This is a genomic window from Alteromonas genovensis (assembly GCF_010500895.1).
Classification (GTDB): domain Bacteria; phylum Pseudomonadota; class Gammaproteobacteria; order Enterobacterales; family Alteromonadaceae; genus Alteromonas; species Alteromonas genovensis.
The window spans coordinates 242,791-267,220 of record NZ_JAAAWO010000002.1 but is presented as its reverse complement, the minus strand read 5'-3'; the positions used below and the strand labels follow the sequence as shown (position 1 = coordinate 267,220).

Annotated in this window: 24 protein-coding genes; 4 read left to right on the top strand and 20 right to left on the bottom strand. The window is 42.6% G+C overall.

The window, feature by feature from the left end:
* Window positions 1–37 precede the first annotated feature (37 nt).
* The 4 genes from GTQ48_RS03935 to GTQ48_RS03920 are packed head-to-tail and all read left to right on the top strand — an operon-like array spanning window position 38 to window position 3,906.
* A complete protein-coding gene (locus GTQ48_RS03935; RefSeq protein ID WP_163105264.1) occupies window positions 38–289 on the top strand; it encodes an acyl carrier protein in 252 nt (83 codons plus the stop codon).
* Window positions 290–303: 14 nt separating this feature from the next.
* A complete protein-coding gene (locus GTQ48_RS03930; RefSeq protein WP_163105263.1) occupies window positions 304–1,608 on the top strand; it encodes an AMP-binding protein in 1,305 nt (434 codons plus the stop codon).
* 24 nt (window positions 1,609–1,632) lie between these two features.
* Window positions 1,633–2,379 carry an SDR family NAD(P)-dependent oxidoreductase gene (locus GTQ48_RS03925; protein WP_203565084.1) on the top strand — a complete coding sequence of 249 codons (747 nt, stop codon included), beginning with the start codon at window positions 1,633–1,635 and terminating at the stop codon, window positions 2,377–2,379.
* Between the two features lie 42 nt (window positions 2,380–2,421).
* Window positions 2,422–3,906, top strand: coding sequence for a CDP-glycerol glycerophosphotransferase family protein (locus GTQ48_RS03920; RefSeq protein WP_163105262.1), 1,485 nt, complete (start codon window positions 2,422–2,424; stop codon window positions 3,904–3,906).
* 18 nt (window positions 3,907–3,924) lie between these two features.
* Here the strand turns inward: GTQ48_RS03920 and GTQ48_RS03915 are convergent, their stop codons facing one another.
* The 20 genes from GTQ48_RS03915 to GTQ48_RS03820 form a co-directional block, all read right to left on the bottom strand.
* On the bottom strand, window positions 3,925–4,974 hold the full coding sequence (locus GTQ48_RS03915) for a polysialyltransferase family glycosyltransferase (protein ID WP_163105261.1): 1,050 nt from the start codon (window positions 4,972–4,974) through the stop codon (window positions 3,925–3,927).
* Window positions 4,971–5,684, bottom strand: coding sequence for a cytidylyltransferase domain-containing protein (locus tag GTQ48_RS03910; RefSeq protein WP_163105260.1), 714 nt, complete (start codon window positions 5,682–5,684; stop codon window positions 4,971–4,973). The genes GTQ48_RS03915 and GTQ48_RS03910 overlap by 4 nt, the downstream gene beginning before the upstream one ends.
* Entirely contained in the window at window positions 5,674–6,741 is a 1,068-nt protein-coding gene (locus tag GTQ48_RS03905; protein WP_163105259.1) for a nucleotidyltransferase family protein, read from the bottom strand. Before GTQ48_RS03905 ends, GTQ48_RS03910 begins: the two co-directional genes overlap by 11 nt.
* A gap of 20 nt (window positions 6,742–6,761) precedes the next feature.
* On the bottom strand, window positions 6,762–7,391 hold the full coding sequence (locus GTQ48_RS03900) for an acetyltransferase (protein WP_163105258.1): 630 nt from the start codon (window positions 7,389–7,391) through the stop codon (window positions 6,762–6,764).
* Complete coding sequence (neuB, locus tag GTQ48_RS03895; RefSeq protein ID WP_163105257.1) at window positions 7,385–8,485, bottom strand: N-acetylneuraminate synthase; 1,101 nt, start codon at window positions 8,483–8,485, stop codon at window positions 7,385–7,387. The genes GTQ48_RS03900 and neuB overlap by 7 nt, the downstream gene beginning before the upstream one ends.
* Window positions 8,486–8,488: 3 nt before the next feature.
* A complete protein-coding gene (locus GTQ48_RS03890; protein WP_071950979.1) occupies window positions 8,489–9,442 on the bottom strand; it encodes a sulfotransferase in 954 nt (317 codons plus the stop codon).
* 9 nt (window positions 9,443–9,451) lie between these two features.
* Window positions 9,452–10,123, bottom strand: coding sequence for a PIG-L deacetylase family protein (locus tag GTQ48_RS03885; protein ID WP_163105256.1), 672 nt, complete (start codon window positions 10,121–10,123; stop codon window positions 9,452–9,454).
* On the bottom strand, window positions 10,120–11,148 hold the full coding sequence (locus GTQ48_RS03880; protein WP_163105255.1) for a DegT/DnrJ/EryC1/StrS family aminotransferase: 1,029 nt from the start codon (window positions 11,146–11,148) through the stop codon (window positions 10,120–10,122). The genes GTQ48_RS03885 and GTQ48_RS03880 overlap by 4 nt, the downstream gene beginning before the upstream one ends.
* Entirely contained in the window at window positions 11,135–12,484 is a 1,350-nt protein-coding gene (locus GTQ48_RS03875) for an NAD(P)-binding protein (RefSeq protein ID WP_163105254.1), read from the bottom strand. Before GTQ48_RS03875 ends, GTQ48_RS03880 begins: the two co-directional genes overlap by 14 nt.
* A gap of 12 nt (window positions 12,485–12,496) precedes the next feature.
* Window positions 12,497–13,687, bottom strand: coding sequence for a UDP-N-acetylglucosamine 2-epimerase (gene neuC / locus GTQ48_RS03870; protein ID WP_163105253.1), 1,191 nt, complete (start codon window positions 13,685–13,687; stop codon window positions 12,497–12,499).
* Window positions 13,677–14,351 (bottom strand): class I SAM-dependent methyltransferase, encoded by a 675-nt coding sequence (locus GTQ48_RS03865; protein WP_163105252.1) that lies wholly within the window; start codon window positions 14,349–14,351, stop codon window positions 13,677–13,679. The genes neuC and GTQ48_RS03865 overlap by 11 nt, the downstream gene beginning before the upstream one ends.
* Window positions 14,332–15,027 (bottom strand): WbqC family protein, encoded by a 696-nt coding sequence (locus tag GTQ48_RS03860; RefSeq protein WP_163105251.1) that lies wholly within the window; start codon window positions 15,025–15,027, stop codon window positions 14,332–14,334. The genes GTQ48_RS03865 and GTQ48_RS03860 overlap by 20 nt, the downstream gene beginning before the upstream one ends.
* 27 nt (window positions 15,028–15,054) lie before the next feature.
* Window positions 15,055–16,200: a LegC family aminotransferase gene (locus tag GTQ48_RS03855; RefSeq protein ID WP_163105250.1), complete on the bottom strand. Its 1,146-nt coding sequence runs from the start codon at window positions 16,198–16,200 to the stop codon at window positions 15,055–15,057.
* 9 nt (window positions 16,201–16,209) lie between these two features.
* Window positions 16,210–17,202 carry an NAD-dependent 4,6-dehydratase LegB gene (locus GTQ48_RS03850; protein ID WP_275405600.1) on the bottom strand — a complete coding sequence of 331 codons (993 nt, stop codon included), beginning with the start codon at window positions 17,200–17,202 and terminating at the stop codon, window positions 16,210–16,212.
* 2 nt (window positions 17,203–17,204) lie between these two features.
* A complete protein-coding gene (locus GTQ48_RS03845; protein ID WP_163105249.1) occupies window positions 17,205–20,567 on the bottom strand; it encodes a 6-hydroxymethylpterin diphosphokinase MptE-like protein in 3,363 nt (1,120 codons plus the stop codon).
* A 2-nt stretch (window positions 20,568–20,569) separates the two neighbouring features.
* Entirely contained in the window at window positions 20,570–20,887 is a 318-nt protein-coding gene (locus GTQ48_RS03840; RefSeq protein WP_163105248.1) for a hypothetical protein, read from the bottom strand.
* On the bottom strand, window positions 20,884–21,312 hold the full coding sequence (gene fliS, locus GTQ48_RS03835) for a flagellar export chaperone FliS (protein WP_163105247.1): 429 nt from the start codon (window positions 21,310–21,312) through the stop codon (window positions 20,884–20,886). The genes GTQ48_RS03840 and fliS overlap by 4 nt, the downstream gene beginning before the upstream one ends.
* A 25-nt stretch (window positions 21,313–21,337) precedes the next feature.
* Window positions 21,338–22,768 (bottom strand): flagellar filament capping protein FliD, encoded by a 1,431-nt coding sequence (fliD, locus tag GTQ48_RS03830; RefSeq protein WP_163105246.1) that lies wholly within the window; start codon window positions 22,766–22,768, stop codon window positions 21,338–21,340.
* A 12-nt stretch (window positions 22,769–22,780) separates the two neighbouring features.
* Entirely contained in the window at window positions 22,781–23,260 is a 480-nt protein-coding gene (locus GTQ48_RS03825) for a flagellar protein FlaG (protein ID WP_163105245.1), read from the bottom strand.
* 87 nt (window positions 23,261–23,347) lie between these two features.
* Complete coding sequence (locus GTQ48_RS03820; RefSeq protein WP_163105244.1) at window positions 23,348–24,187, bottom strand: flagellin N-terminal helical domain-containing protein; 840 nt, start codon at window positions 24,185–24,187, stop codon at window positions 23,348–23,350.
* Window positions 24,188–24,430: the final 243 nt, after the last annotated feature.

Sequence of the window (24,430 nt, the reverse complement as noted above, 5' to 3'; positions counted from 1 at the left end):
CAGTATCTGCACAGTAAATTACGAGAAAAATGTGAACATGTCTGACCTTAAAAAAACCATCTTAGATTGCATGGAGCAAGTTGCAGTGATAGCTGACTGCACGTTAATCGAAAACATTTCCGACGATACCGTTTTATTGCAAAGTGGCCTAGATTCGCTGGGCTTTGCTATGTTGGTTGCACAACTTGAAGAAGAACTCGGAACGGATCCCTTTAGTGAAATGGAGTTAGCGGTGTACCCCAGAACGCTTGGCGAATTCGTTACTGTATACAAGAATGCATTAAGTTGAGCAGATAACCTCTCGTGACTACATTACTTCAGCAACTCGACACATTTGATGGAGCCGCCATCACTCTGCCTAATGGGGATACCATTTCATTTTCCTCTATTGTGTCAGTGTCCAACGTTTTGCGAGAGGAAATCAAAGCCGTAGCTACGAAATCAGCTGACGCTTTGGTCAATAACTCACATCAGAATGATGCAGAGACAAAAGACAGAGAATTACCCTTTTCTTCACTTACAGAATTTGTAATTGGGCTGCTTGCCCTAGAAGGTTGGGTTGAGGAATTTTCAATTTTATCCGACAGGTTTATTTACTCTCCCCCCTCAACACTGGGCGAAAAGAGCGCAGTCAATTCCACGTGGTTTCTTTTCACGTCAGGTACGACAGGCAAACCGAAGCAAATTGCGCACACAACAAAAAGCATTTGCGCTTCTCTTAGGTTGCGTGGACATTCAAAGCAAAGTTGCTGGGCACTTACATACAAACCCAGTAAATTTGCGGGTATTCAAGTGATTCTTCAGAGCTTGCTGAGTGGCGACTGTTTAGTTGATTGCTCCTCTGGCTCACCCGACGAAAAGGTGGCATTGCTTAAGGAAACCAAAGCCAGTGCGATATCAGCGACGCCCTCATGGTGGCGACAACTACTGATGACGAATAGCATCGACTCCCTCAATCTGACGCATATCACTCTTGGCGGCGAAACTGCTGACCAGCATTTACTAAGCACCTTGTCTACCTGTTTTCCATCAGCAAAAATTTTTCACATTTATGCATCAACTGAAGCTGGAGTGGGTTTTGCGGTCAGCGATAATAAAGCAGGCTTTCCGAAATCATGGGTAGAAAATGGCGTGAACCGGAATTACCTTCGCATAAAGCAAAACATTTTGTGGATCAAACCTTGGTTTGACGCAGCACGGCTTAACAATGCTGGTGCAATTGAGTGTGACGATGAGGGGTACATCAATACACAAGATGTGGTGTTGGTAGAGGGCGAACGAGTCTTTTTCAAAGGACGACTGAATGGCACAATTAATGTAGGCGGACACAAAGTCTTTCCGGAAACGGTAGAAAGCGTTCTATTAAGCTCACCTTTAGTTGCACAGGCCAGAGTATATGGCAAAGAAAATAAGATTTTAGGTAGTGTTGTCGTTGCCGATATAGTGTTAAGTAAGCCGCCAGCGAATGCTGACAATAAAAAAATAAAACTGTCGATACTGCTTTACTGTAAAACGCATTTAGACAGAAAAGACATGCCTACAAAAATTAACGTCGTCGATACACTGGCCTTGTCCGACAGTGGCAAGTTAGTGAGAGCGACAAGCTAACCAGTACCCCAAGGAATAGTGCTGTTGAATTCGATCGTAAAAAGCCAAAAGAAAACCGTGATTATCACTGGCGCAAGTCGAGGACTCGGCCTCGCTATCTGTAATCAATTACTTCAAGAAAACTATTTCGTTGTTGCTATTTCACGTAGCCTAAGTAGTGAGTTATCAAACCTATGCGATGATCACCCACTTTCAATTGCTCATCTTCCGTATGACCTAGCCAATCTTGATGATATACACACTCTCTGTAAGGCAATCATTGAAGAGTTTGGACGGCCTTACGCGCTGGTAAACAATGCTGCTGTTGGCCATGACGGCGTATTAGCTACCATGCACAACAGTGAAATTAACTCACTACTTAATATTAATGTTCAGGCGCCTATTTTGTTGAGTAAATACCTTTCACGCAGCATGATGTTAAACCGTACCGGGCGCATTATTAATATATCGTCAATTATTGCCCGTACGGGGTTTAGTGGACTAAGCGTATACGCTGCCAGTAAAGCGGCTATAGAAGGATTTACACGGTCTCTCTCACGGGAAGTGGGTAAAGCGGGTATTACGGTAAATTGCGTTGCCCCCGGGTATATGCAAACTGAAATGACATCGTCTTTGCAGGGCGAAAAGTTAGAGAGTGTAAAGCGCCGCAGTCCATTAGGAAGATTAGCGTCTCCTGCCGATGCCGCCTCCGCTGTGTTGTATTTAATGAGCGAACAAGCAAAGTCAATGACAGGTACCATAATGACGGTTGATGCTGGCTCTACAGCCTAACAGGTTGACGGTTTTAAAAACGCACAGCATAGCGGGAAGGCGATGCAAAACGATATAGATAAAAGCACACCTCTTTACATTGCACCAGCAAACCCCGCTGGTAGAAAATTAGCAAAAAATCTGCAAAATGCCGGCTACAATGTAAGAGGCTTTGTTGATAACCTTAAACAAGGGGACGATATAGCTAGCCAGGCATCCCGCCTTGAGCAACATGCGAAAGTAATACTGCATGAGGCAACTTATACCGACAGCGTCGCCGCTGGGCTTTTACAACGCCATTTTGCTCGAGGAGTTCTGTGGCTGTGCCATACCGCTGGCGACTCACCTCCGCCCATAACATCATCAACAACTTCCTCTGAAAACGCTAACGTTGATGTATCTTTTTCTCGCTATTCACTGCCGTTAAACTTTCGGTGGCGCCAGGTGGTCTTTAATACATGCTTGCTGCTGTTTAAAGCGTTGCGCTTAGTTGCTCCCAAACGTAACTACGTATACTACGCAGAAGGCTTTTTTGATACGAACGTTCTTTTAGCTTATCGAGAACATAAACGACGCTATAAAAAAGAAGCCTTTTTGCTTGGTTTGGATTTAAAGCAACATATCGCTGAACTGGAAAGCGACAACACTCAATTTGACCATTTGTCTTTACCAGTCTTGTGGAAACTCTGTTGCGCAAAACGAATTATCGTTGACCATGAATACACTGGAGATACGTTTTCACTTCTGCGAAAACATATTCCTGTGATTCAGCTGTGGCATGGCCTGCCCTACAAAGCGTTAAGCGGGAACAAGCATTATCCAGATATATGCGATGAGGCCTTTGTTTCTAGCTCGACTTGGTTCAACAATGAAATTTTCCCTAAGATCTTTCGAGCTAAAAATTATTTAGCATTAGGCTACCCAAGAAATGATGCTTTCCTGCAAAGCCCTAATGAGCGTGATTGGATAAATACAGAGCCCTATGAATCGCTGAAGCAGATAGAGGATAACTCGGGCAGCATCATAGTTTATGCCCCCACATACCGAGACTGGGGCAACAACGAATACCCCATCGATTTGGACGCCATCAATGCTTGGTGTAGGAAAAATAAACGTGCATTTGTGCTCAAGTTTCACCCCTTTATTTCACGCTTATTTGGAGAGGCTATGGGGCTTGAGGACAGTAATTCATTGCAACAACTCCCTAGCCACCCTTATATTTATATGTATCCCAGCGGCAAAAACATCTATCCATGGCTTGCAGAAGCATCGGCGCTGGTAACAGACTACTCGTCAATTGCTTATGATTTTTTACTGGCCAATAAACCAATTGTTTATTTTCAATATGATAAAGCCGATTATGTGAAATTACGTGGGGCAACACTGGTCAGTGACGATGATTTTATTGCCGGTGAAGTGGTCGAGAGTACCGAGGAAATGCTTGCTGTACTCAGCAACGCTAAGCCACACTCCTCAAACCTTAAGAATAAGTTCGGCATGAAGAATCTACTGGCTTCTGAACAAATTTGCCGTCTCGTGCGAGAGTGAGGCTACTTTTAATCTGTTTTAATTTAGCGTTAAATCAATAGTGGTAATACTAGGCTCTTTTTCTAGGTATTTGTAGACCACAGATAACCCCTCATAGTTATTGCACGCGGTGAAGTTCCAGACATGTGAGTGTTTAGCTTTATTCCACACCGACATTGGTGGGCGTGCACAATATATATTCGCATTTGGAAACATCTTTGCACACGTAAAAAGCGCTGTGGTGTGATAACTCACAATAGAGCCGGGAATACATTCCATACTCGCTAATTGATTTTCAATTGGCTTGTCGAAACGGGAAACTTTTATTCCCTGCTCCAAAATAGCTGCTTGCAACGCGGCACTTTCTATTCGATGGGGTACGTACGTAATTGATTTTCCTTCAAACAATCTAGCCGTCGTAACAATTAACTGAACATAGTCTTCTAAGTCGATATACCCCACCGTTTCCGCGCCAACACCTAAGATATAAACACTAGATTCATCGACGTCTTTATCCACTTCTGATAAATGGTTTAGGGAGTTATGCCGTACCGACAACCATGGCAAAGGAGCTAAATCAAAGATAGTGAAAAGGGAAAGTGATGTGGGTTGATGGGTTGAGATGCCATACTCCTGCCGGCATTGCTCTGCCCGCGTTCGTCTTTCTTCATTCTCATCTATGGGAAAATCGAAAAACCTTCTGTCTTTAAACAAATATTCGTAAAAAATAACCGTTGCATTACCGTCATCCATTAAAATGGTATTTTGACACTCAAGGCTACACACAATATCACGCTGCCACTGTTGCCTTATTGCACTGAAAAATATATGACTATAATTAGCTTTCCTCAACGTGTTGAGATGCTTTGCGTAGACTTCAATTCGCTTTTCGATATCCCCTGTTTCCCGAGGTATCTCAATCACCTCTTGCGGGGAAAGTGACACCATTGTGTTCTTTAGCTGTTCATACGTATCAGCACGGTTGCAATCGTTGATCATGACATCATAGCGCTCAATCCCGTAACTGCTTATTGCATCAGAAACATTGTAGACTTGGCTTGGGGTGTCGATTAGAAATAACGCTTTCAATTTTTCCCCTCTCGCTGGTTTATCAGCACCTCTGCAAGCGCCAAATCAATAGCACTATCTACATCAACTGAATATTCGGCTGGCATTTTATAGGCAAAACTATTGGGCAAATTAAAAAAGGTGTTGGTTTCACGCAATGTCTGGCAATTTGCAATATAAATGGCACCATTGAGGCGGTAGTAAGCAGGGAGATCCTGACTTCTCTTCCCCATTACCTGCTGCGGCATAAAGTCGGACATTGCCCCATCTGCGGGGAGTGTATTTGTCCAAAGTGGTGAGTGTTCACACTGGCAAACTGAGATAACAGCTTGCGCGTTTTTACTTTCAAAAAGCGCGATGGATTGCGTGATATCTGTGCTAGTCCTCAATGGTGAGGTTGGCTGAAGAAGAATAAGCGCGTCATAAACTCTACCTGCTTGTTCTCGCTGAGTAAGCGCATCAAACACTACATCCATTGAACTTGCTTCATCGGTACACAAGGCAGGGTTTCTTACAATTGTAAAAACCTTAGGAAAGCGGCGTGCTATCTCTAACACCCTTTCATCATCCGAGGTAACTACTACATCGATGTCGAGGCTTTGTTGAGCGGCTACAGCAGCAGCAATTGACCATTCAACCATGGGCTTTTTGGCAAGAGAAAGTACATTTTTATTTGGTAATCTTTTACTGCCTGCCCTCGCGGGTATTATGGCTAAGTATTTACAGCTCACTAAAACTTTCCAACACGAATTGTTGTGCTTTCTTAAAGTCGTCCAGCCTGCCAATATCTAACCAGTCTTCACTGACTTCATAATAACCAATAGATGCTCTTTGCTCTAATAACCTATCGACGACAGTGGGCATATCAACATATTGATTTTTTTCTAACCCTGCAATAACGCTTGGCTCCATCACATAAATGCCCGCATTAACGTGATAGCGATTTACCGGCTTCTCTACGATACTTTTCACTTCCCCCTTTTGGGTATTTACTACACCAAAGGGCACCTGCTGTTCGTATTCTCTCAAACACATTGTAAGTTTAGACTGACTCAATTCGTGGTGTGACAGTAGCGACAAGAAGTCTAAATTGGTTAAAAGGTCGCCATTCATTAAGATTAAAGGGGCATTAATTTCTTCTCTGGGCAACAAAGATAATGCGCCACCAGTACCCAAAGGCTCTCTCTCATCGAGGTAGTTAATTTCTACATCTCTATCACTACCATTTCCAAAATACCCTTTAATAGTATTAGCCATATAGTGCGTAGAAATATAAAAGCGCCAAAATCCAGCTTCAATAAACCGCTCAAGAATAATCTCTAAAATAGGCTTGTCCCCAACGGTTAGCATAGGTTTAGGACAGCTATCAGTTAGCGGTTTAAGCCTTGTACCAAACCCTCCGGCCATCAGGCATACTGGATTGTCTATTCTTGGTTTTTTTAGAAGCTCATAAAGAAAGGTAACACCAACCACCTTGTTTTTTTCATCGACAATTGGAAGCTGTAATAAATCTGTTCGCTCCATGAATGACAACAAGCGAAGGCGACTCCAAGCATGCGTTGCGCTCTTGGGGTTAGTGTTCATGATTTCAGAGATAGGTGTTGTCAATTCTGTTTGACGGATAAGCGCCCGTCGAATATCACCATCGGTAACTGTACCTATTAGCCTATCGCGTTTATCAACGACTATAAGAATACGCTTTGCCCCTTCATCTAGCCTTTTAACGGCATCAACAAGAGAGAGACCTGGTTCAACTAACAGCTTTCGCCAATTACTTTGCTTTTTCATAGAGCCTCCAATGCACGAGTTTAAACGCGTGCAGGAACACCTTTCACAGTTGTATTACTTTTAACGTCAGATACCACGACGGCACCCGCGCCAACGACTGAACCATTGCCCAACGAAACTCCTTGAGTTATTACTGCGCCGGCACCAATGAAAGCGCCATTCCCTACACTAACGTTACCGCACAGCACACTTCCTGGCGCTATATGGCTATGAGCTCGAATATGACAATGATGATCAACACTAGCCCTAGTGTTAATAATAACATTATCGGCACATTGTGAGTTTGCTTGAATGATTGCTCCAGCCATAACCTGCACACCATCCCCAAAGCAAACATTATCGGCCACTATTGCCTGAGGGTGAATGAGCACGGGAAAGTTAAACCCTTCCCGAACAAAGCGATCAAATATTTCTTGGCGAATATTTTGATGAGGCAGTGAACCCATACCCAGAGCAAGCTCCACGTCATTTGGCGAATACCGAGCCAAGAATATCTCTTCGCTAAATATGGGTACATTATGAATATCATTACCTTCCGACCAACCAAGTCTATCTACAATAGCTATGCACTGACGACTTGCTTTTCTTAGTAAGTCGGCGATAACCGCTGCATGCCCACCGGCTCCGATTATAGCTACTGGTTTCAGCATATGGGCGACATTATTTCTACGTCACAAGACGATTTTTTCCCAAGGACTGACCAGTAAAGGCTTGCACACATACCACTTGGGCTTCTGGCGGTTGTAACATTATCTTCAGTAAGACGTTCGCCTGCTTTTATCTGCTTTTTAGCAACTAACTTCTGACGCGCTATTTTTTGGGTGTCAAACTCGTTGGGCTGTGGGAATTTGGTGGCGTGGCCAAGTGAACGTTCACAATCCCGAACCATGGAGACCATTAACGTGAGTTCCTCCGGCTCTAGCGAAGAACGATGGTCTGGCCCGTCCATTTCTCGTGACAGTGTGAAGTGCTTTTCAATGCAGGTAGCTCCAAGACTCACCGCTGCACATGGGACGGATAACGATAACGTATGGTCACTGTAACCCACGTTTACACCAAAAGTAGAAGACAACTGCTGCATGGCACGCAGATTAACTTGTTCGAGGGGCGTGGGATACTCACTTGTACAGTGGAGTAACGTTACAAGGTTGCTAAGCGATTTATCACAATCAATTGCATACTGTCCCGATAAACATTCGGCGCGATAGCGCATTATGCATTCCATGGTTGAAGGGGGACTATCGTGATGTAGCGCATAGTTAACAAAGCTAAGTGCAAACTCAATGTCACCTAACGTTGCCATACCCGTTGAAATAATTAGCGGCTTCCCTGCTTTCACACTATGCCACAGTAACAGCGCATTTCTTATTTCACCTGAAGGGATCTTAATGAAAGGCTGATCAAATTGCTCAAGAAACCTTAAACTATCAACATCGAAAGCTGTAGACATAAACGCTATCGCTTTTTCTTTGCAGTACCTAGCAAGCTCTAAATGCTGCACGTCAGATAGTTCTAAACGCTTCAGCATATTGTACTGGCCATCGTCTGACCCTGTATTTGTCGCTTGATATTGCGCTTTTGGTGTATCTTGCGTAACCAATGCATCAGCTTTAAAAGTTTGGAATTTTACCGCATCAGCGCCCGCGTCTTTCGCCTTGTCGATAAGTGATTTAGCAATATTAATATCACCATTGTGATTTACGCCAGCCTCGGCAATTATGAAGGCTCTTGAAAAGTTATTCATTATTTACGCCTCTAGTAAATAGCCATATTCTGCAAGGGTTATCCTCAGGTCCTTAGCCAATGTACTATTTGACTTCCTATAGTAACGCTCAAGCTCTGCATGAACAGTTGAAGACAATTCTAGTTCTGTTGCGGTGAAGATTTTTTTAATCAGTTTGGGGTCTACATATTGCTGCAGCCACTTCCTTAAATAGAAGCGAGATTTCGGCTGCTTGGTAAACGCTACGCTCCCTAACGAATTAAATCTGCTTGGGACAACATGATTGAGCACTCTCAACACACTGAGTGCTTGGCGAGATAAACTTGCGTTTACCTGCTCATAAAACTGGATATCAGCAATACTGTGAGACGGTGCTCCTAGCCAAGCAAACAAACGTGATATTTCTTCCTCCGGTTGAGCTTTTAGCGCTTCATAGGCTTGCAAGTATATATTGTGCTCGCCAAATAAGTTGCCATATAAGCGGTAGACAAGCTCATAATTCAAGTAAACAGGTGAAAAGCCAACCCTGTACGGATATTTTAGCTGCGTAAACTCATCGAGAGTCCACGTTCCCCCTTCTTGCACATACTGCGCATATATTGCTTTTAGCAAAGCAAGTTGCTCGCGCACATATAGAATAATGCGCGCATTAGGGAAAGATTGTTTCAACCGGTTAGCTATCCGAGTTAAGCCATCAGCATGGTAAGCAGAATCGCCGAGTAAATGCTCCCATGACATTATCGCTTTGTTACATCCACGGGAACGGCAAAACTCAGCCACGCCTTCCCTAACCAGTGCGGGAGAAAATGCTAGGTCGTGCGCTGCAACTAGGTGAATTCCCCACCCAGACATTTTGAGTCCATTACCGAGATGGCAAAACCCTTCGGCTTTTGTATAAACATGCGACTGCATCCACGATGTAGCCGTTTTAGGATAGCCCACATGAATCACAAGTTCGATGTCAAAGGAGTCGCTCACTTTGTTGTCCTATGCGATTTCTTTTAAAACAACAAATGCCTCAGCTCGCTCTACATGAGCTTGAGTGCCACGAATGATCTCAAGTGCTTCGACCGCATCAAAGCTACGAGGAAAAGGGTGAGCATCTAACTCACTTTGATACAAAGACAACACTGTCTTTTTTTGTTCGCTAAAATGACTAATATCAACGAAGAGGTTTGGCTGAAACTGTGTATTTATAGGCGATAAGCCAAAATCAGTTTCTGACAAGGTTTCATAACATGCCACTTTCTTTATATAGGGAGCTCTGAAGGATTTGCTGACAGAAATGACTGCGTCAAAAACATATCTATGGTCAGAATGTACGTCAAACGCATAAGGGATATATACCGTGTGTGGTTTCACTAAATCAATGTACTCTTTGAGCTTTCCAATAAGCGCACCTGCAGTCGTTGAGTCCAATCCTGCGGGAGTAAAGCCCAAATTTCGTTCGCTGGAAAACCCGAAGTGTTGGCTTACTTTCTCTACCAGTTCTGCTCTTTGTGCTTTTTGCTCAGAGGTGTAATTACTGCTTTGCTGCATATCTGTAACTACGCACCAATGTATGTCATCGCCCTCGGACTTATGTCTTAAAAGTGTTCCACCACACCCTAAGGATTCATCATCAGGATGTGGGGCAATAACCATAACCGACTTATTCATAATGCAATGTCCTGTAAATACGTATCTAGAGCGGACATCACTTCTGCTTGATGTTCCTCTTCTAGCGAGGGATATATAGGCAAAGATAGGTAACGTCGGTAGGCCGTTGACGCGTGGGGAAACTTATTCAGGTCTTTTAGCCAAGGACTTATGGGTCGCAATATCTGAACCCTGCTAGCTACACAGTCAATAAGTTTATCGGCTTGTTCTACCGCTATTACAAAGCGATACCAAACGCGGTTGTTTACGCTACCTACAACGTGTCGGGAAAGGAACTCGTTTTCTAAGTAGATATTCGCTCGAGCTTGCCTTTGGGCAACAATTGACGTTGCCTCAACGAGTTTGGCAACGCCCAATGCCCCGCTAAACTCGTTTGCTTTCATATTTAGACATTCACCAGAGGGTGTTTGCGAATACCCTTCACGTAGACGGTTTGCACTATCCAATAACGCTTCATCATCAAATAACACTACGCCCAATTCTGCAGCACCGAACAATTTTGTTGCATAAAGAGATTGTATGACAAAGTCACCGTAAGTTTGAGGGAAACTATCCCCGTCAATTGCGAAACCATGAGAACAATCCTCAACAACCGTAAGGCCGGCACTTTTGAGTGTGGTAACGTCAGCAGGAATACCAAATGTGTTAACTACTATTACAACATTGGCATGGTGTTGTTCGGCAAGCTGTATGGCTTTAAGTACATCAATATTTGCTTCGCCTTCTGCAATATCGCAGGGGATGACATTCGCGCCTAGTGACAGCACCGAGTTGCAAACAGCGCTGCATGAATAAGCAGGTACTATGACGTTACTTCCCGCCTTCACCCCCGCTAGAATAAGTGAGAGTCGAATTGCCATTGAACCTGAAGAAACTGCGGTTGCGCATTTACGCCGATAGAAGCTCGCAGCTTTGGCTTCAAAGTCTGCTACATATTTCCCTTGCGTGAAAAAGCCACTTTGCACTACATCGTGTAGCAATTGCTTCTCAGCATTAGCAAAGACGATTTGATTATGCGGTATCAAAACTTGTTAATTCCTGTTTGCACAATGCCTTCACGCAAGAGAAAGTCTTTATCATGACATCGTTAGAAAAAAATACACCAGGTTCACTCGACCCTGTTAGCGTGAGATTATTTATAGATTTTCCAAGTTTTTCAACTATTTCCCTTCCTTGTTTATAAGCCCCGAGCTTACGAAGGGGAAAGCCATTTAATACGCCAGTCTGTTCGCTATACAGTGCTGTCGCCTCTTGGGAAATAATCCCCATTAGCTTGAGCTGATTAACTATCTCTTCATTATCAATAGGCTTTTCTAGGTTTCCATGACCAATTACTTCTACCGTGCAACGATATCCGTTTTCTGAGTATTCGTTAGAAGCAAAATTCTCGTAAAGCGTTATTCGATATGGCGCAAAATTAGGGTCGAAGCAATTTATATAATGGCAGTTTGTTTTATAAGGGCTGTCGAATACAAAATGGAAAAGTTGAATGCGAGTCCTAGCGTACAATTCAGACAATTTTTTCATGTCTTTTGGGTTAGCTAGGACGCTTAGTGTTTCAATTGGGGCAGTCCACACAACGTGATCGCAATCAAATATTTCTCCACTTTCAAAAACCAAGTTTTCGATTTCATCACCGCTTTTAATAACCTTGGTAATTTTACTATTCAGCTTAAAATCTACACCTATTTTACGGGTTTTAGTAACAAGTTCGTCAATCCACTTAGCAACACCGAAACCATTTTTCGGATAAAACGCTAGGGGAATTTTCTTACCAGTTAAATCAATACGCGTTAAGGACAAGGGGGTTTCAGCACTGTGCTCAGCGCTTCGTCCGGTGTGCTCAGAGAGTCTATCCAGCGCAAAATAACGCTGAACCTCAGCCTCTAATAATTCAGGTGCACAAGGAAGAAATTTTTTTATGCTAGGCAGAAAAATACTATCTGTTAAGACGTTGCCAAAGCGACGTCGATAATTTGAAGTGATGTCATCACTGTTATTAGATACAACGCCATCTCGTAAGGCATCAACCGCCTCTGAACTGGCCACATTGTGATGTGTAGCGTCTAACATTCCATTAAAGTAGTGTCCGCCTTTAATTCGACCTATTTCAATCCAGTCGTCGTCGCTGCATATACTGCTAAATAAGAAGCTGTCTAGTTCATCAACTTTTGTTTGTGCTGGAATGTGTGTTCCTATATCAAAATGCTGTTGGTTAAATTTCGCTGACATCCCGAGCAAACCACCCAGACGGCTTCCGCCTTCGATAATGACAACGTTACAGTTTGGCAAATCTTTTTTGAGTGTATAACTGGCAACAATACCCCCAATTCCACCTCCTACTACTGCAATAGTTGTCATAGATAACCTCGACTAATACATAAGCTTTTTCGCTAACAATTTTCTTTTTATCGGCAATGTTTCTAAAATCTCAAGTGTACGCTCTGCCATAAACCCATCACCATAGAGGCTTTGGTTCGGACGCAAGTGACTACGGAAACTTTTATCTGCTAACGCGCAAGACAATGCTGTACTTATGTCATCTTGGTTGCTTTGGGAAAATATAACATTACCAGAGTGTTCTCTGCCGCGCTGTCGCTCCCCTACGTTGATACAAGGCAAGCCCATATAATCAGCCTCATGGAATGCAAGTGATGAATTACCTAAAAGCACAGAGGCGTGTCGCAGCAAATTGATAAAGGCGACTCTCGGCAGGTTTCGATATACTTCAATACCTTCAAGGTTATCAATGAACTTCACAATTTCTGATGAGCCAGGATCGGAATTGGGTGAGCCGACGATAACATGTAAACCAAGAGATTTGGCTGCTTTAACTGTATTGAGAATCTCAGTTTTGGCACTTTCAAAATCACCATTTAAGGGATGGTGGATTAACACACCGTAACGCCCCTCACAGCTTAACCCTGACTCTTTCGCTAGTTCGGAAGGAGACATATGAGGGGTCATGCGCAGCCTGTCTACTCCACCACTTCCCACTGTAATGACCCTCCAAGGTTCTTCGCCTAGTTGAAGAATACGCTTTGTATGATTGTCCGTCATAGTAAGGTGAAGATGACTTAATTTTGTTGTCGCATGCCGCGACTGTTCATCTACATTTCCGCCTTCAGGATTGGTGCTGTCACCACCAGCAAGGTGAACAATGGGAACTGTAGCATAGTTTGCCACGACAGCACTGATCAGCGGCTCTTCTCTATCGCCTAGGACGAGTAGAAGGTCAGGGTTATTTTGAGCGATAGCTTCACCTAGTCCCGCCATTAACTCAGAGCAAGATTTCACTCTGTGTAGGTTATCATCGTGAGAAATAGACGTAGGAATGCGTGAGACTATGTTAAAACCATCATTTTCGATTTCTTTTATAGAGTACTCATGAATAGCCGTCAAATGCGCTCCAGTCGCCACCACCATTACTTCAAATTTTTCACTTTTTGACATAGCAAGCAACAACGGGTACATTAAATCGTATTCCGAACGAATCCCAGTAACTGCCATAACCGATATCTTACCATGGCATTCTTCAAGCAGTGTTTTGCCGTCATTTTTCATACAGAAACACCCAGTGTCGTGAAAACGAACCATCCATTAATGGGCTTTGCAGAAGTGCAACAGACATGTCCAAATTAAATGCGTCACATACAGCTTGTTCTGATTCAAAACAAACAATTTGCGCGCCTTCTTGGGTCGGCACTTTTGACACAAATTCAAATGCATTTTTTGCTTTGCCACTGTCATGGGATACATCTCCATAAGCTGGAATGGTGCCAATAAAACACCCGCCACTTTTGAGTACCCTGATAAATTCAACAATTCGTGATTGCAAAGACGATAGCGAGTTATAACCCAGCACATGCCAGGCGACCACCGCATCAAATTTTTCATCGGCAAAAGGCAACGCTTCATGTGATTGAACATTATGTAGTGTTGCCGGTAGGTTTTGCTCCTCTAGAATTTGGTTATTAATTTCAATAACTGTATCCGATATTTCGATGCCATCTACATTATGCCCACGCTTTAACATTACGCGCATGTTAGCGCCGCCACCAAAACCGTAGTCCAAAATTTGCCTGTGCTTTGCCGTCGTTAAGTACCGATGAAGAAGCGTTACAAATGTGCTATCTGGATAAGAAAGAAGAGACTTTCTCTGCTGATACAAGTTATCCCAAACCTCGGAATTTACACGGTCTTTGCTTTTAATTGTATTTGGTGTCATGAATATAGTCTTTTATAACGTCTAACTCTTCTTGAAATAACCAATCCAATAACGAAAGGTGCTTCATCGCCGGATGAATTTGCTTATATGCAGGCGTATTAGTTCCGACATATTGTATTTTTATTTGATTGACCTTAAAGGCGTCCAAATCCAAATAGCTCTTCGCTCCCTCTCCGGAAAGGTACTCAGAAGCATTGAGGGCAATACAGGTATCCAACACCAATTGGCTCTTACTACTTGTTATCGACAGGTCAGAAAGAAGCATGAGTTGATTGTCAATAGACAACACCTTTCTAAAAAAATGTATAAACCGTAAGTTAATATCAAACAGGGTGTCATCCGCAGACTCTATAACAGCCTTAACCTCGTCAAAATATTCGTGAAAGAAAGTGCTTTTTCCGTAACTACTCTGAATGCTTTGTAAATGCTTTTTTTTCCACCTTTTGTCGATAATTACCTTGTCTTTTATGGGCTCGTCCAGTTTTGAATTTACCGGAAGCGTGAGCCAAAGCGGCCCATTACTACTGTTAATTTGGTTGCGATTTTGCAATCCATTTTTTTGAAACTGAACACAATCCATTAGTACAAAGGTATCTGCCAATGCCATTTTTCTAAAAAAAGGGGGCCAAGGAAGATATTGGCTTTGATGCATTGCTATTTTTCGAGGCTTCTTCATAAGCGCACTCTATTATTATATAAAACGTTACTCTACTGATGGGACTGAGCTTGGGAGATTAACAAGCCGGTCTGCAAACCATTCTGTGTTTCGCATTTCATGAGCTATACAGTTGCTATACAGTGAAAGTTGATGCATCGGTTTCCAGACAGGCCTCATCATCACACCGCTGCTGTTGGCGTATTTGAGCAGGCCGTCTCTGCACTCTTTGTTCTCACATACTATTGCGTTTAACCAATAGTTAGCGCGCGTATTTTGAGGTTCTTGGACAAACTTAAATGCTGTACCTTTGAAGAAGTCAGCATAGTAAGCCGCTAGTTGGCGCTTTTTTTCAATGAAAAGCGCTAGTTGTTCTAACTGTGCCAAGCCTAATGCCGCATTCAAATTAGGCATTCGTGCATTGTAGGCGTATTCATCATGAATAAATTCAAACGCATGAGGAAGTTTAGCGGTCGTTGTAAAATGCTTAAGCTTTGTTCCGTCCACTTTTGTTTTGCAAAGTACGGCGCCTCCACCACCGGTAGTAATAATCTTATTACCGTTAAAGCTAAGTACTCCAAAGCGGCCAAACGTGCCTGTATGCTGACCCTTGTAAGTTGATCCTAAACTTTCAGCGGCATCTTCAACCAGCGATAGGTTCCAGTTTTGGCAAATTTCAATAAGACGAGATAGATCTACAGGGTGACCGAACGTATGCATTGGAACGACAGCACGCACGCGTTTACCTGTCTGTTTGTGAAGGCACACGTTATTGGATAGTTTGCAATATTCATCAAGAAAACCAGCAAGGGAGAGCGGGCACATACCCAGCGTCGTATCAGAAATATCTACGAACACAGGCTCTGCTCCTAACCAATGAATCGCATTACATGTTGCTACGAAGGTCATTGATTGCGTTATGACGAGTTCGTCTCGGGTAACCCCTGCCATATGCAAGGCAGACTGTAGTCCGTTGGTTCCATTTACTACTGCTACCGTTGCTGCTGCATCACAATATGATGACAACGCACTTTCAAATTCATCTACATAGGCGCCAACGCTAGAAACAAAAGTAGAATCAATGGTGTTGCTCACATAATTTTTTTCATTTCCCTCAAACGTTGGTTGATGCAGCGGAATGAAATCTGACGAGCCGTATAGCTCACGGATGAAAGTAATTAACGAATTGTGCATGAGCTTCCACTATTTGTTGTAAATTCCAGCCTTGTAGCGCGACAAGTTCTCTGGCCTAGTCAACCAATCGATAGTCTCTTGAAGCCCTTTCTCTAAACTAGTACTGGGCGTATATTTTGTTAATGCCTTAAGCTTTTTGTTATCTCCCCTAAGGCGAAATACCTCAGAGCTTTGAGGGCGTAGCCTTTCCTCTTCTATTTCAAAAACCACGTCACTTTGCATTAAAGAGCGTATGAGGTTCAGAGTATCACCAACTGAAATTTCATAATTTGATGCTATGTTTACCGTTTCACCTACAGCGCCTTCCGCTTGACTTAATTGCCAAAATCCTTCACACGTATCCAGCACATAATTAAAGTCTCTGGTAGGTGAAACGTCACCTAGTTTAATTTTATCGGCACCAGTGGCGATTTGGCTGATAATTGTGGGAATGACCGCGCGAGCGGACTGTCTTGGCCCATAGGTATTAAACGGTCGCGCTACAACAACAGGAAGTGAGAATGCATTAAAGAAGCTCATTGCTACAGCATCAGCACCAATTTTTGATGCACTGTAAGGAGATTGAGCTTGTAAAGGATGCGCTTCGTCAATTGGCACATACTGTGCCGTCCCATATACTTCACTGGTAGATGTTTGAATAAAGCGATTGACTTTGTGTCTCAACGCTGCCTGGCACATATTCAATGTACCTGTAATGTTTGTGTCGACATAACTACTTGGTGCTGCATAGGAATAAGGAATGGCAATCAGCGCAGCTAAATGGAAAACAATATCGATACCTTCACATAAAGAGTCGCAAAATTGCGGGTCTCGCACATCGCCATACACAACCTCTAGTGTTTCTGGGTGGGAGAACTCTTCAAGCCAACCTTGTGAACCAAATGAATTGTATTGGCACAAGGCTCTCACTGAGCAGCCTTTTTTTAGCAAATGCTCTGTAAGGTGCGACCCGATAAACCCATCAGCCCCTGTGACCAAAACGCTCATTTTTTTCGCTTTCATTTCTATCTCTTCTTTAACGCGACAACGTCTTTAAACGCCTTTTCGGTTTTAATTAAAACGGTAAGTAACGATGTCATTAATCTTGGGCGGAAGCTAAGTCTGTCACCAAATGTTAATACTCTCTGATCATTTTTCAGCAAAGTCTCTGTAAGAACGATAAAGTCCTGAGTCTCGTAAACAAAACGTTTTTGAAAAGCTTCAACAACCTTTTCAAGTCCATCTGGACAATAGCCTTTCAAGACGAGTAACTTAGGAATGACGATCGCTTTTCCAATAGAAGACAACGTAACGTTTAACGCGTGGTTTATTTGATCAAATTTAGGTGGAAGTAAGCAAACGTCTTTATCTACGCAAAATGTATCAAGCGAAAATACAACCGTATCGTCATATTCCGCAGACCTTAAAACCCCTTCAATATTTGATGAAACCTTACAATTTACGCGTTCAAGTACGTGCTCTTCATTATCAAAATTTACAACAATAGGGTCACGTTTTTGACTGTCAACGTCACATACGCTATTTAGCAATTGCCATTCTTTAAGCCAAACTTCATTTACTTTTGGCACCACGCGAATGTCAAAACCTGAAGTCTCTGCATATTTTTGAATATACACTTTTCGTCTTAGTGCATAGAAACTTCCAGAACCATCTGTTCCTAACTCATCCAAGTCCATAATGCGCTGCATGTCTTGAACGTAACGTTTCCAAAGACATTTTAGCTGGTTCGCTGTGTCACAAAGCAATGCCTCGTCTTGAATATCGAGCAACTTGCTCATGACGCTATTGATATAATTAAGCGTGCCATTAAGTAAGAAAAAAAGTTGAGACTTTTTTCTAAATAATGATGAAACAATAAACTCTCTTTGTAACTCAATAAAGGCTTCTAGAGATGAATGACTATCTAAATCGTTTTCATCGCAAAGAGTTATTAGGGAATCGAACTCTTCAAGCAATGCAGGTTTACTAAATCGTTGCGTCAATCCGTCAGTAAGCCTTGCTTTGTCAAGTGGCTTAAAAGCCTGGTCAAACACACTTGCGACCAGGGCGTCTTTTTGCGATGGAGAGGACATTATAAGAAGGTTCTCTGGTTTAAGTGGAGATGCACCCGCTATTCGAGCACCATCGTTCAGATTGTAAAAGTCGGCTTTCGATTTCGCTATTCTTTGCTCAATAACTGACTTTGAAACCTTAAACTCAAATTTAGTACTAACCCAAGGCCTTAAATTTCCTGGGACAACCACCGATGTGTTGTTTGTATCGCTATAAGCGTATAGCTCTTGTCCATTTTTTAAATAGTATCCAGAGCTTTTCGAGTGATGATATTTTTCGCTGACGAAGCCGAGATCTATCCCCAACAGGTATACCTGCTGTAAACCAAGTGATGCGACTAGATCAATCACGAAGTTGGAAACCGTCGGGTAAGCATGCTCCAATAACTTAAAGTCATGCTTCCCGTAGGCTTCCATCAAGGCTACGGTCGAGGCTTCGCCTTGTTTGAACGCTAACAACGTACTTTTATAAAGATTTCGTGTGTCAGGGTGAATACCGTTACAGCTCAATAAAACAATTTGTTTTAAGTACGCTTTATCTCCGATTCTAACGGCCCAGTCGTGGGTTGCCCTATTCATCTCGATCTCAGCGTGAAAATCAGGAACTATATTATTCTTGTAAAGGGACTGTAATGCGGTACCGCAGGAGATGACGATAGCCTTTTCTCTTTCTTGCTTAAGATAAGGAAGCAGGTTATCAAGTGAAGGTCCGTTACCTACTACGAATATTGGAACATTGCGGGTGGCATCATTAACCAAAGATGGAAAAGTTTTTCTTAAAAAAGGGACATCTGATGTAATGCTATCAATAGTATGAGACAAGCCATACTTTGCATTATCAAAATAGTCTCCCATTGCAATAATAACTTGCAGTTGCTCCCTAAGCTGAGATATCGCTCTTACCAGCCCTTCATTGTAATAGCCTTGATAAAAGTATGTATTTGCTAATACATAAGGACCAATGGATTGAAATTGAATGAGGAGGTCGTCGGTTAAATTAGAACCATCGTCCCCAATATTGAGATAAATTCGACGCTCGCTTTGGTCAAATTCCTCAAAAATTGCAGACCAGTTTACACAAAATAAAGAAGCATAAAAAAAGTCGCGATTGGGTTCGCAAATGAAGAGTTTGTCTACCTTATGTCGCTCGGTCAGGCTATTCAATGTGTACCCATTACCTAACCCCATTACAATCAATGCGCGGAGTTTCTCTGGAAGTTCCCCTTTTACATCCTCAACGCTTTCTAGGATTGATTGACAATCTGCAACCATTCTGTAGTGCAAATAATTGCGTAATTTTGTCCCTTTGTAGCCAAGTAGTAATCCATCTTTGTGCGGATGATGTCGAAATTGCTCAAAACTTCTTTCACACTCATCCTTTGGATTTTCACTATAAAACAGAGCTTCTGTACCCAACCTACAAATATTTATCTGACCGTTTGAATCCGCGACCGGCGACCATCCTTGTGGGACATAATCTTTATACTCATCAAAAAGCGTAGGAAAAAACTTCTCTAGTGCCTTTAAGTTTCGCTCTTTAGTTTTAAAGCACAGCTTAGAGGATAGCCACTCGTTTTCGCTATTTAGTAGCGTCCATGGTGGAATGTAGTTTACTACATCGTATGTCAGGCTATTGGATATGTTTTGCTTCTCAAACTTATGCCAATCTCCTTTTTGCCAAATCTCCTGAATATGGTCGAATGTAGGCGAATTAAAATGCTTATAAAGACAAATACTGTCTAAAGGCAAATTTTCTCGCAACTCCTGTATATCTTTGTAGAGCGTTCTACCGTTTTGACCAATTTGTAGGAACAGGCTGATACCATGTTGCTGAGCAAAATTTAAGACGCTCCGCCAATCAATAGCAGAAGCTGAGCATGTTAGATGATCCAGAGAAGGTTCATATACGATTATGTATTTATATTTTCTTGAATAAACTAATGATTCAATGTGAAGACCTAGGCCTAGTCCTAACACGATGACAGCGTTGTGAAGATGGTCTTCAGAAAAGGATATGGCGCTTGAATCTTGATCGCTTAGCCGTAAATGCTCAGCGATCTCATTAGCAGGAAACTCTCCATAAACGACCTGCCCCGAAAAATAGTCGATAATATTAACGTCACCGTGTTTATTACAGAATACGGTAGAAGTTTTGAATTCACGTCTTGTCAATATTGGTAACAAGCTCGGAATATAACGCCTGAAAGCTTCAATAGCGTTTTTCTGCCTAGCTTGAATGTGCTTAGAAAACTTTTCCTCTACCTCAAGCTGCTTTTCTTCATCCTCATGAATATGTAGCTGAATTTGATTTAGCATAATTATTTATTATATTTCTTCACAGCCGAGCGACCTCGGGAGAATTTCACAGCTTCGTCTTTGGCATTGAGAAGCAAACCTTGCGCCAGCTTTTCTAAGTTGTTATTTATCTCAAGTTCTTCTTTGGCAAATGAGTGTCTTACATCTGGGTCAAGTCGAGCTAATGCCCGAATAACTACTTTGTGGCGAACATCGCAGAGATATCTAAAACGATCTGTTGAAAAATCTTCACCAGGAGTAGATAGACAAGCAGCTAATTCAGAATTAACTGCTTGCAGAAAAAGTGGGGTGTTAGCGTGATTTAATATTGATTTGTTCAAATCGCTTGTCGGTTTTGGCGCTGTGTTTCGTAAGCTTCCTGCTTGGCATCTTCAGGAATCAAAACCCATGCATCACGTATTGGTGTTAACAGGCTAGACACTTCGTCCAACATATTCAAGTCGTTATTAATATGAGCATCGCCAAGACGCTCTACCATGTAGTTGTAAAGTGCGAACATATTTTCAGCAACTTCACCGCCCACCTTTAAGTCTAACGTATCTCTTAGGTGCATTATTATTGCGCTTGCCTTTGAAATATAGTCAGCTTTCACAATAAGATCTTTGCGCTCCATCGCGCCTTTTGCATAAGCAATACGGTCAAGCGCCCCCTGCAGTAACATCAGTGTGAGCTTGTGAGGATCGGCACTTGAAACATCTTGCTTTAAGTTGCCTTTACGATAAGCGTTAATACCCTTAAGTGACATACTATCTCCGATTACATCTTTAAACTTATAACGAGGCTAATAATGCAGAGCCAGTTTGGTTTAGTCGCGCTACAGTTTGGTCAAGGTTTAAATACTTGTCTCTAAGCGTCTGCTCGAAACTCAACATACGTAGCTCCAGCGTTTCTCTCTGGTCGAGAATTTCGTCTCGATTATCCTTTGCCGCTCGTTCTCTTAAACTAATCAGGCCGCTGAACGAAGTATATTCTTTGGCAAATTCGAACATACGCGTGGCGATACCTTCGTCTTTATCAGTGAACAGTTTCGCAATTTCATCAAAGTTATCTTCGAGTGCATCCTCTAATCTGTCTTCACCAGACCCTAAACCAAAATCGGTTGTACCTACTTCCAGCTTACCGTCACTATCAACTTCTATGCCAACCTGAAATAGATTACCAAGAGCTGAATTACTCACACTCCCGCTAACTATAGAAGCAAGGCCAGACTGAATCCCGCGAAGCAGTGAGTCGCCAGCAAGCGCTCCGTCATCTTCAAGTTCTGATTCGCCATAGCTAGTTAACGTCCCTATTTCATCAATCAACGCATTGTAATTATCAACAAAGTCGCGGATTTTTTTATCCAAACCTTCTTTGTCAAAACCAATGTCCAACTTAGTCGTCAAAAAATCGCCAACGGAGTCTTTTGGAGAAACCTCATTGACATCAAAGGATACGTTTTGGATTGTATTTTCGAACTCGTTAGAAGTACTTTGAACTTCAATGCCATCTATATAAGCTATAGCATTTTTAGCACTTTCAATATTTGCCGCACTGATACTGGCGGTACCGCCCGTTGTAGATAGGCGGTCAAGTTCAGCAACTCCAGTATCGTTAGTAATGACAAGATCGTTGCCCTCACCCGTTTCAGATGAAGAGAATACAAGCCGGGGGCCTGCACCAGTGCCTGTATCGATAATATTCGCGGTTACGCCAAAGTTATCGTCAGCACCATTGATCTTTTCACGAAGGGCGGTTAAGGACATACCGGCTGTAACGTCTACTGTGAAGCTATCCGCTCCACCCACATCAAATGAAAGTGAACCTGTGCCCGACGTTAGAACTGGATCGCTACTCGATGTGAATGCACCTGCATCGGTGGTGATACGACTACCCGCGGCAAGTTGCTCTACCGATATCTCGTAACTACCTCTGAGTGCTGAGTTGGATGCTTCTGCTGAAAGGACATCGTCATCCTCGGAAGGATTGGTGATAGTTGGCTCTCGGCCATTGATACCGTTATCGCTTCGAAGGTCATCTACCGTATCTTTAAAATCAGAAAGTTTCGACTTAATTTGACCAAGGCCAGAAATTTCAGCCTCAATTTGCTCTTCCGACGCATTCAAACGATCTTCTTTCGGTTTACGTTCTGCGGTTATAAGCTGCTGTACAAGATCATCAAGGGCTAACCCCGATCCTACACCTAGAGACTGAATTGTCATTGTATTACCTCATTAAACCTGGTTGTTGATAAACACTCCCACACTGTTCCCAACATCCTGTTGGAGCTCTTGGATACGCTCGGCAAGTTCTAGCACCTCTTCGGAAGGAATTTGCCGTATTACGTCTCCAGATTGAGAATCTTTAACCGTTACTATTGACCGATTGGTTTCTTCGTCGATAGAAAACGCTAAATCCCGATTCTGAACTTTTAGGAATGACTCGACTTTTGATATTGCATCATCAAGCTGTTTATCATTCTCCGTGCTTCTTACGTTATCGGCCTGTAATCCAGATGCTTGAGACAATTCTTTATTCGTCTCGATAGAAAAGGAATCACGAGTTTGCAATGATGCTAAAGAATCATTATTTCGCTGATTAAACTCTTTATTTTCACTGCCGGAAGACTCTTTCTTTACATCAGTATCCGTCCGAATAGGTGTTACATTTGGTGATGCAAAAGCTTGACCACCCAGGGTATTTTGAATTTCCACGTAATACCTCCTGACCTAAACCAGAAAAACGGGCGTTACATCATATGTAAGCACCCGCCCTACTAACTATAGCTACTTTTTAACTACTTATCCAAGTAGTGACAGTGCTGTTTGCGGACGCTGGTTAGCCTGGCTAAGGATTGAAACCGATGCCTGCTGGACAATCTGATTTCGAGTTAGCTCGGCAGTTTCAGCCGCAAAGTCTGTATCGCGTATTTGCGAACGGGCTGAGGACAAGTTTTCACTGATGTTGCTCAGATTACGAATTGTCGACTGAAAGCGATTTTGAAGCGCACCAAGGTCTGCTCTCACTCCCCCGATACCGGAGATTGCGCCATCAATATCTGCTAGTAATGAAGAGGCGCCAGCGGCTGTGGACACATCATTTGTCGTAATGCCTAAACCGGTTGCACTAAAACCGCTTATTGAGCCAAGGTTACCTGACGAAAGGTTAACCGAAATCGTTTGACCTGCGTTAGCACCGACTAAAAAGCTTGCAGAGAAGTTTCCATCAAGTATGTTGACGTTACCAAACTGAGTATCCGTAGCGATACGAGAAATCTCAGTTCGCAGCGCAGAAACCTCTTTTTGAAGTGCTGCACGGTCTGCAGACGAATTAATACCGTTTTGAGATTGTACTGCAAGCTGACGGATTCGCTGTAGGCTGGTTGTTACCTCACCTAAAGCACCTTCTGCGGTTTGCGATAAAGAAATTGCGTCGTTCGCATTTCTTACCGCTTGATTAAGACCCTGAACTTGCGATGTAAGACGGTCAGAGATTTGAAGACCTGCCGCATCATCAGCTGCACTGTTTATACGAAATCCCGATGAAAGTCTTTCGAACGATGTGTTTAAACGGTCGCTTACGTCAAAAAGCTGACGTTGTGCATTTAACGACGACACATTAGTATTTACAAATAAAGACATTAGATTACCTCCTAGAGATTCGATGTGCTTACAAGTACATTCAAATCCATCCAGTTCAAATTAGCCGGGTCACTACGCCTGCTAACCTCTCTTGTAAAAGTAAAGTAAATTACCCCTCAACAATAGGTATCGGCCAAGGTTTTAGGTTCTTTAGCCTTTTTTTAAATTTTTTTTCAAATTATTGCTAAGCAGAATATATAGTATTGATTACATTGAATTTTACTTTTGTAAAAAAATACTTAA